This window comes from Vibrio sp. 10N.247.311.14, from assembly GCF_041467715.1.
GTDB classification, from domain to species: domain Bacteria; phylum Pseudomonadota; class Gammaproteobacteria; order Enterobacterales; family Vibrionaceae; genus Vibrio; species Vibrio crassostreae_C.
This window is the reverse complement of the sequence record NZ_JBFSVE010000022.1, coordinates 65,177-73,551: the sequence shown is the minus strand read 5'-3', so window position 1 is coordinate 73,551 and position 8,375 is coordinate 65,177. Positions and strand designations below refer to the sequence as shown.

The 8,375-nt window shown below is 43.1% G+C and carries 7 protein-coding genes and 1 tRNA gene; 3 read left to right on the top strand and 5 right to left on the bottom strand.

The window, feature by feature from the left end; all coding sequences use genetic code 11:
* Positions 1–691 precede the first annotated feature (691 nt).
* The 3 genes from AB6F11_RS10460 to AB6F11_RS10450 all read right to left on the bottom strand — a co-directional run bounded on the left by AB6F11_RS10460 (position 692) and on the right by AB6F11_RS10450 (position 3,107).
* Positions 692–1,945, bottom strand: coding sequence for an HD-GYP domain-containing protein (locus AB6F11_RS10460; RefSeq protein WP_017063746.1), 1,254 nt, complete (start codon positions 1,943–1,945; stop codon positions 692–694).
* Positions 1,946–2,028: 83 nt separating this feature from the next.
* Positions 2,029–2,436 (bottom strand): VOC family protein, encoded by a 408-nt coding sequence (locus AB6F11_RS10455; protein ID WP_017055297.1) that lies wholly within the window; start codon positions 2,434–2,436, stop codon positions 2,029–2,031.
* 586 nt (positions 2,437–3,022) lie between these two features.
* Positions 3,023–3,107 (bottom strand) — tRNA-Leu (locus tag AB6F11_RS10450).
* Positions 3,108–3,301: 194 nt separating this feature from the next.
* On the opposite strand from AB6F11_RS10450, the gene AB6F11_RS10445 reads away from it, so the two are divergent.
* Positions 3,302–3,778 (top strand): RDD family protein, encoded by a 477-nt coding sequence (locus AB6F11_RS10445; protein ID WP_102394274.1) that lies wholly within the window; start codon positions 3,302–3,304, stop codon positions 3,776–3,778.
* A 64-nt stretch (positions 3,779–3,842) separates the two neighbouring features.
* Here the strand turns inward: AB6F11_RS10445 and lptG are convergent, their stop codons facing one another.
* Both lptG and lptF read right to left on the bottom strand, forming a co-directional pair.
* Positions 3,843–4,913: an LPS export ABC transporter permease LptG gene (gene lptG / locus AB6F11_RS10440; RefSeq protein WP_102394275.1), complete on the bottom strand. Its 1,071-nt coding sequence runs from the start codon at positions 4,911–4,913 to the stop codon at positions 3,843–3,845.
* Positions 4,914–4,916: 3 nt separating this feature from the next.
* Positions 4,917–6,017, bottom strand: coding sequence for an LPS export ABC transporter permease LptF (gene lptF, locus AB6F11_RS10435; protein WP_102394276.1), 1,101 nt, complete (start codon positions 6,015–6,017; stop codon positions 4,917–4,919).
* Positions 6,018–6,209: 192 nt separating this feature from the next.
* Here lptF and pepA point away from each other — a divergent pair, with 192 nt between their 5' ends.
* Together pepA and AB6F11_RS10425 are read left to right on the top strand one after the other, a co-directional pair.
* On the top strand, positions 6,210–7,730 hold the full coding sequence (pepA, locus tag AB6F11_RS10430; protein WP_017058936.1) for a leucyl aminopeptidase: 1,521 nt from the start codon (positions 6,210–6,212) through the stop codon (positions 7,728–7,730).
* 98 nt (positions 7,731–7,828) lie between these two features.
* On the top strand, positions 7,829–8,278 hold the full coding sequence (locus AB6F11_RS10425; RefSeq protein ID WP_017066664.1) for a DNA polymerase III subunit chi: 450 nt from the start codon (positions 7,829–7,831) through the stop codon (positions 8,276–8,278).
* The last annotated feature ends 97 nt before the right edge of the window (positions 8,279–8,375 follow it).

Below are 8,375 nucleotides of genomic sequence, written 5' to 3'. Positions count from 1 at the left end.
TGTTAGGCCTGCCGCCAGCGTTCAATCTGAGCCATGATCAAACTCTTCAATTTAAGATTTTGTGACTCAACGAATACTGACTTCAAAACTAATATTTACCGCTCTTTCGAAAAAGAACAGAAACATGTAATTCTAAAGCTATTACCATTCCAACAGAATGGTAATGAATTGACTGTGCCAAATAATCCCTCTCTATAAAGAAAGTAATTATTCGTATTGGTCACTCAGTTCATTGAAACCAAATTTGATTCCGAGGAATCTGTTTTACTTCTCTTTAAAAAAGGGAAGATAAAACGTTTTGATATTCATCAACGAGTGCCCACACAGATTGATAGGTTTAAATTGTTAAAGAGCTTCTCTTCGTTGTGACTTACATCACTTCGGAAGAGGCGGCCATTCTAGCGATTTAATTCTCAGTGTCAAACACTTATTTGGAATTAATTCCTACTTTCTAAAAGTAGAAGCGAATCATCGCTTAAAGCTAGTTGCCTTACTAACATTTCTCGCTGAAGCCTTGTGGCGTCTGCCGTGTCAGTGAGGCGGCATTATAGAGATGCCGCTCATATTGGCAAGCAATAAATGCGCTTTTTATTAAAAAAAGAGGTTAAGCGAAGACATTTCAACCAAGGGCTTATTTATACCACTTTCACCCCAAGTTTCGAACAAATTACCCACAACGACCTGTGGATAACTACTCTCCACTATCAAAAAAGTAAGATAAACGAGCCCTAGGGTTTAGATACTCTCGAACTTGTTCAGGTAATTTGCTTGGATGAACGGCATTAACGATTTTGATCTCTTTAATAAAGAGGTCAATGATCGGAGCTTGGGTTCTTGGCACGCTAGGATCATAGATAAGTACATTTGGATAAAGCATATGTTTAGCGTTAACGGATATCACAATCCCAATCGAGTCATTTGAAAGCTGTACTACAGTTCCTGGTGGATAGACTCCCATGAACTTAACTAACAGCCCCAAGTTATCTTGGCTATATAGATGCTTGCAGCTCTTATATAGGTGGGACAGTGCCAAATACGGGATCATTTGTTGAGATTGCGTTTTACCATGGCAAAGGTTATCAAATGCATTAGCCACGGCGACTATCTTGGCAAATTCATCAATCTCATGTTCTTTTAAGCCCTCGGGGTAGCCAGAACCATCATTCATCTCATGATGTTGAGCGATCACCTTTTTAGCACTTTCAGGAAAGTCATCAATTGCCGATACAATATCCGCACCGTATTTAGTATGAAGCTTCAGGTAGTTCTCTTCTGGCACCGTTAGTGCACTCTGCTTTCTTAGTATCGCGACTGGTATTTTGATCTTGCCTACATCGTGAAACAACGCTGCGAATGAGAGGTCTTTCAATTGCTGTGTGTTATAGCCTTTGGCCTTTCCTATCATCAGTGCAACAACCGAAACATTTAGAGTATGAAAGTAAATATCTTCGAAATCTGCTTTAGCATTCATAAGGTGCAAGGTGACGTTATCATCGCTCACTAGAGTTTCAACGATATCATCAACAAGAGCCTTAACCTCCCCTACCGCATCTAAAGGTCTGTTACGGATCTTGGTCATCACAGATCGCATTCGAGCAAGCGAACGTTCAAACTCTCTCTCACAATGACTCACCCTGCGGCGGTAAGAGCTAAGGGTTTCGATACGCTCATGCTTATCTTTCCACATTCTTTCCGTTTCAAGGCTTACCTGTGAATCAATATCGACTTCTTGTTCACCTACGTGATTAACAGGTAAAGGTGAGGTATCACTTTGACTCAGGTTTATATAGACGTGCTTAATCCCAAGATGTCGAATTACTTTTACTTGAGCGTCATCTTTGATTTTAAAGCTGTTGAATAAAAATGGGTGTTCATTCCATTTTACGGGGAGTCGTATATGCAGACCGGGCTGAATGCGATCTACGGTAATCTTTATGCTGCCCATTTTTATATATAATATTGATGATTAATCTCTATTTATAATTCTAATAAAACCAAGCAGCAATTTCACTATCCAATTTCACAGGCTCAACTTAAAGAGTCGCAGTGCACCATCCAGCGTATACCGAATTTATCTTCTACTTTGCCAAATCGAGCCCCCCAAAAAGTATCTGCGAGTGGAGTCATTATCCGCCCTCCCTTCTTGAGCTTTTCAAAGATTTGTTCTTGAGTCGCGGTATCTTCAGTCACAAGAGAGAGAGCGAGATTGTTGCCTTCAAGTTCTTTTGCCTTAACACCATCAGACATCATCAGCTTCATACCAAACGCTTCGAACTCAGCATGCATAACCCAATCAGGTTGAGCGCCCTCGATTACCTGTGGTGCATCACTAAAAAGCTGCTTAGATAAAACCACACCACCAAAACACTTGTGATAAAAATCCAACGCTTCATTACAACGACCATCAAAAAACAAGTAAGGGGTTACTGTCAGCATATCTATCTCCTCTGTTAGTCCTTTAAACATAGACAATAGAAAAGAGAATGACAGGTAACATCATGATTTAAGATAATTAATTCATTATCAGATCGAATAGCGAAGGGAAATTATGAGATTTAGGAGTGAAACATCAAGATCTGTCTGATTGAAGAGCAACTGCAACGACACGCCGGATTTCAAATTCACATACGTCCAAAACATAGAAAGGTCGCTATAAAAGCGACCTTTCTATGTTTGGTACCGATAGGCGGACTGATTGGACAGGCATTCTTGCCGCCACCGTGAAGGCAATGCTTCCTATACCCCAGATACAACAAAGCCCCGATTTTCATCTAGGCTTTGTCATTTAAATATGGTGCCGGTAGGTGACTTGACTGGGCTTGCATCCAAGCCGACACGCTGGATTTAAAATTCACAAACGCCCAAAACGACGAAAGGTCGCTATAAAAGCGACCTTTCTATGTTTGGTACCGGTAGGCGGACTGATTGGACAGGCATTCCTGCCGCCACCGCGAAGGCAACGCTTCCTATATCCCAGATACAACAAAGCCCCGACTTTCGTCGAGGCTTTGTCATTTAAATATGGTACCGGTAGGCGGACTTGAACCGCCACGCCCGAAGGCAACGGATTTTGAATCCGTCGTGTATACCAATTTCACCATACCGGCATTATCTTGGGGCATTGCCCTTTCGATGTTTGGCATTATACGTATGCGAACTGATGTGGCAAGTATAAAAACTTGAATTCATGTGTGTTTGCCGATAATTTCGCCACTAAGTCATAAGCTGTGCGTCATGTCTCTTTTCAGGCTAAGCCTTAAACTATATTCTGACGCCTCAATTTTTAAAGAAGTAATAACACATGACATCAACAAACACTCTGCCACCAGCAGGAGTCATGCGCCGATTTGGTGCCTTGTTCTACGACGCTCTGATCGTAATCGCTATTGAAATGTTGGCGGCTGGCGTCATTGTCGCCCTACTGCACGCACTCATGGCTCTCGGCATTTTTAACCACAGCGGATATGCCGATGTTAGTGACTTCTTAACCAACCATCCGATTTGGAGCCCTGCATACACCTTTTACTTAGTGGCCGTTTGGGTATATTTCTTCGTCTTCTTCTGGACTAGAGCTGGTCAAACTCTCGGCATGAGAGCTTGGAAGCTGCGCGTTCAAAACAAAGATGGCTCAGCGCTCACAGTAACTCAGGCGCTGATTCGTTTAGGTACTTCAGGTTTTGGACTGGCAAACCTATGTGTTCCATTCGATCCTGAAAAACGTGGCTTTCACGATATCTGGGCAAAGACCGAAGTCGTTGTGTTACCACAAGCACGATAATGTGATTTAAGTTAGCTCCAATCAAGATCAAAAAAGGAAGGCGTTATGCCTTCCTTTTTACTATTTACAGTTTCCGCCTCAAGAGCATGATGGCAATTCCAAGGAACACCACGCTCGGGGCTATTGCGCCAAAGGCGGGTGGTATTTGATAAACCAAACTCACTGGGCCAAAGAACTCACTGGATATATAGAAGGTAAAGCCAGCAATAACACCTGACAAAATCCTCGCACCCATGGTCACACTACGCAAAGGACCAAAGATAAACGACAGTGCCATCAACATCATAACCGCGATCGAAATTGGCTGGGTTATCTTTCTCCACAGCGCCAATTCATAGCGTGATGCATCTTGCTCTGACGCCTTCAGATAAGAAACATAATCATACAACCCACTTAACGATAGCTCTTCTGGTTTAACCGTTACTATCGCCAACTTATCTGGAGCTAATGACGTTTCCCAAGAGTAAGTCGGTAAACTTTCTTTAGTAATTTGAAGTTCGTTATCAAAAGACGTGATCTCTACATCCTTCATCGTCCACACGTTGTCTCCAACGTAATCAACTTCGTCAGAATAAATAGCGGTTTTAAGTGCCTTGTTTTCATCAAAGCGCCACATGTTCATTCCATATAGCTTCTGGTCATCGATTTTGACAATGAAGATGAAGTCATTGGCATCACGAGCCCAGACACCACTTTGCGTCGAAATAATATTACCACCAGCAATCGAGATAGTTCTTAAATCACGAGCCATTTTCTGCGCTTGCGGTGCTCCCCATTGACCAAGCAATGTCACCACGATCATCAGTGGAATAGCTGTTTTAAGTACTGATAGGCCGATATCTAACTTAGAGAAACCAGCTGCCTGCATAACGACAAGCTCAGAACTTGCAGCAAGCATACCAAGCCCTATCAATGCGCCAAGCAATGCAGCCATTGGAAAGAACATTTCGATATCACGAGGGATACTCAATAAAACGAAATACAGCGCTTGTAATAGATCGTATGTACCACGGCCAACTTTTCTTAGCTGTTCTACATATTTGATGATCCCAGAGAGACCAACAAACGTCACCAATACCAGTGACGTCGTTGCGATGATGGTTCTGCCTATATATAAATCGAGAATCTTAAACACGGCTTAAGCCAACCTCTTATTCTTGAATTTTTCTTTCAAACGCCTTACTGGCACGCTATCCATAAAGTTGGCACCAATCGCGACAAATAACAATAACGCATTGATTGGCCACATGCCGATTACCGCAGGAATGCTCCCCTCTTCGATTGAAGACTTGGTTGCACTGATTGCTAAGAAATAGGTGAGATAAATCAGTATTGCTGGGCCGATTTTCGCAAAACGACCTTGTCGAGGGTTTACCGCAGACAGTGGCACGACAAGCATGGTCAACAATGGAATACAAAGTACCAAAGAAATACGCCACTGCAACTCTGCTTTCGCACTATTATTTGAGTTACCAATCAGTTCAAGCGTAGGGATCGCTTCCCAGTCTCGACCTTTCTTCTCAACTTCACGCTGACCAATCAGGCCTTCGTATTCTTCAAAGTGTGTCACCCTGTAGTCAAGGCGAGTCGGAATGCCTTCATGACGAGTACCATCGTACATTACGATCACTTGGCGACCATCACTGAGCTCTTTTACATCACCTGACTTCGAGAACATCACACTTGGCAGTACAGAATCACGCGGACGCATTTGAGCTACGAACACGTTTTCTAACTTATTACCGTCGATATCATCAATAAACACGACAGAAGAGCCATCCGGCGTACCTTCAAACTTACCTTTTGGTAGCAAATCAACGCTGTTCTCTGCAGCTACTTCTTCATACATTTGTTCAACTTTGTCTTGTGACCAAGGAGATAACCAAAATGAGTTAAAGGCTGCAACAGATGCCGTAATTAAAGCGAGGTAAAGCGCAGATTGGATCAGGAATTTATTACCGATACCGGTGGCGTTCATGACCACTATTTCACTTTCAGCGTAAAGGCGGCCAAAAGTAAGCAAAATACCAATATAGATACTGAGTGGAAGCATCAATAGGCCCATCGCTGGCATATTTAAGCCAACAATCGAAAATATAAGACTCGCAGGGATATCACCATCAGAGGCATCCGCTAAAACACTGATGAATTTTTGGCTGAGAAACACGAGAAAGAGAACAAAAAAGATCGCAAATTGGCTCTTGATTGTCTCGCGGATCAAATATCTAACAATAATCACGCTCAAATTACCTATACAAAACTTGTTTTTTTGATTGAATCACTATAATTTCCCGTTGAACCTTTTATTTTTTTAAATTTTTAGCTAAGTGTTAGCGTTCTTCTTTAAGGTTAGTTCCATTATAGGATCCAACAAGTAAGAACCCATTATCTAACATTTAGTTCGATTTGTCTTCAGGATGTAGGAGTACGCATGGAGTTCAGTGTAAAAAGTGGCAGCCCAGAGAAACAGCGCAGCGCATGTATCGTTGTCGGTGTATTCGAACCGCGCCGCCTTTCTCCAGTAGCCGAGCAATTAGATAAGATTAGCGATGGCTACATTAGTTCACTGCTTCGTCGCGGTGATCTAGAGGGTAAACCTGGCCAGATGCTACTACTGCATCAAGTACCTGGTGTACTTTCAGAACGTGTTCTACTGGTAGGCTGTGGTAAAGAACGTGAGCTAGGCGAGCGTCAATACAAAGAAATTATCCAAAAAACCATCAGTACACTAAACGAAACAGGTTCTATGGAAGCTGTATGTTTCCTTACAGAACTTCACGTTAAAGGTCGCGACACTTATTGGAAAGTTCGCCAAGCGGTAGAAGCGACTAAAGATGGTCTTTACACATTTGACCAATTCAAGAGCAACAAGCCAGAGACTCGTCGCCCACTACGTAAATTGGTATTCAATGTACCAACACGTCGCGAATTGAGCCTGGGTGAGAAAGCAATCTCTCACGGCCTTGCTATTGCTTCAGGTGTAAAAGCGTCTAAAGATCTAGGCAACATGCCACCAAACATCGCAAACCCTGCTTACCTTGCTTCTCAAGCTCGTCGTTTAGCCGACGATTACGAGACAGTGAAGACTAAGATCATTGGCGAAGAAGAGATGGAAAAACTGGGTATGACATCATACCTAGCAGTTGGCCGTGGCTCTAAAAATGAATCGATGATGTCTATCATGGAATACAAAGGCGCTCCGGATCCAGATGCGAAGCCGATTGTATTAGTAGGTAAAGGTCTGACTTTCGATTCAGGCGGTATCTCGCTTAAGCCTGGTGAAGGCATGGATGAGATGAAGTACGACATGTGTGGTGCGGCGTCTGTATTCGGTACAATGAAAGCACTGGCTAAGCTGAACCTGCCTATTAACGTGGTTGGTATCCTAGCCGGTTGTGAAAACATGCCGGGCAGCAATGCTTACCGTCCAGGTGATATCCTAACGACAATGTCAGGCCAAACGGTTGAAGTACTCAACACTGATGCTGAAGGTCGCTTGGTTCTATGTGATGCTCTAACTTACGTTGAGCGTTTTGAACCTGACTGTGTTGTCGATGTTGCTACGCTAACTGGCGCATGTGTTATCGCTCTAGGTCACCACATCAGTGGCGTTCTATCGAACCACAACCCACTTTCTCACGAACTTGTTAATGCTTCAGAGCAAGCAAGTGATCGTGCATGGCGTCTACCTATGGCAGACGAATACCATGAGCAGCTAAACAGCCCATTCGCTGATATGGCGAACATCGGTGGCCGTCCTGGCGGTACAATTACTGCTGGTTGCTTCCTGTCTAAATTCACTAAGAAGTACCACTGGGCACACATCGACAGTGCTGGTACAGCTTGGAAGTCAGGCGCAGCGAAAGGCTCGACAGGTCGTCCTGTCTCAATGCTAGTCCAATTCTTATTGAACCGCAGCGGCCAAGAGACTGAAGAGCAATCTTCAAAATAATAAAAGGGCCTACGGGCCCTTTTTTAATAAGTGCTATTTGTTAGACCCTGTTAACCAAGTAACATTGATATCCACAATTTTCAGTTCGAGTATTAAGTATGCAGACTGCTACATTTTACATTGTGCCTTCAGACAGCCCGCAAGCCAGCGAAGATGGTTTTGCTCACTATGTGCTGTTTCTTGCTCAGCACTTTGCGAAACAAGGCGCTAAACTTTACCTCAACTGTAATGACAAAGAGCATGCCGAACGTATTGCTGAAGTTTTCTGGCAAGTCGAGCCCTGTGATTTTATTGCGCACAACTTGGTTGGCGAAGGCCCGAAGTATTCAACCAACATCGAAATTGGCTATCAAGGCGTAAAACATAATTGGAATCGTCAGCTAGTAATTAATCTGGCCGATAATCATACAACCTTTGCGAACGCCTTTGCTCAGGTGATAGACTTCGTCCCTTGCGAAGAAAAAGCTAAGCAACTCGCTCGAGAAAGGTATAAAATTTACCGTCAAGCTAGATATCAGCTACAAACTATCGAGATTCAACATCCATAGTCAAACCTCATAGTTAAAGCTATCTTTGGATTTAGATTCAAGAAGCTTCACTTATGAAGTTTGACCACGATTAACCATTCACAGTATCCGTTTAAGA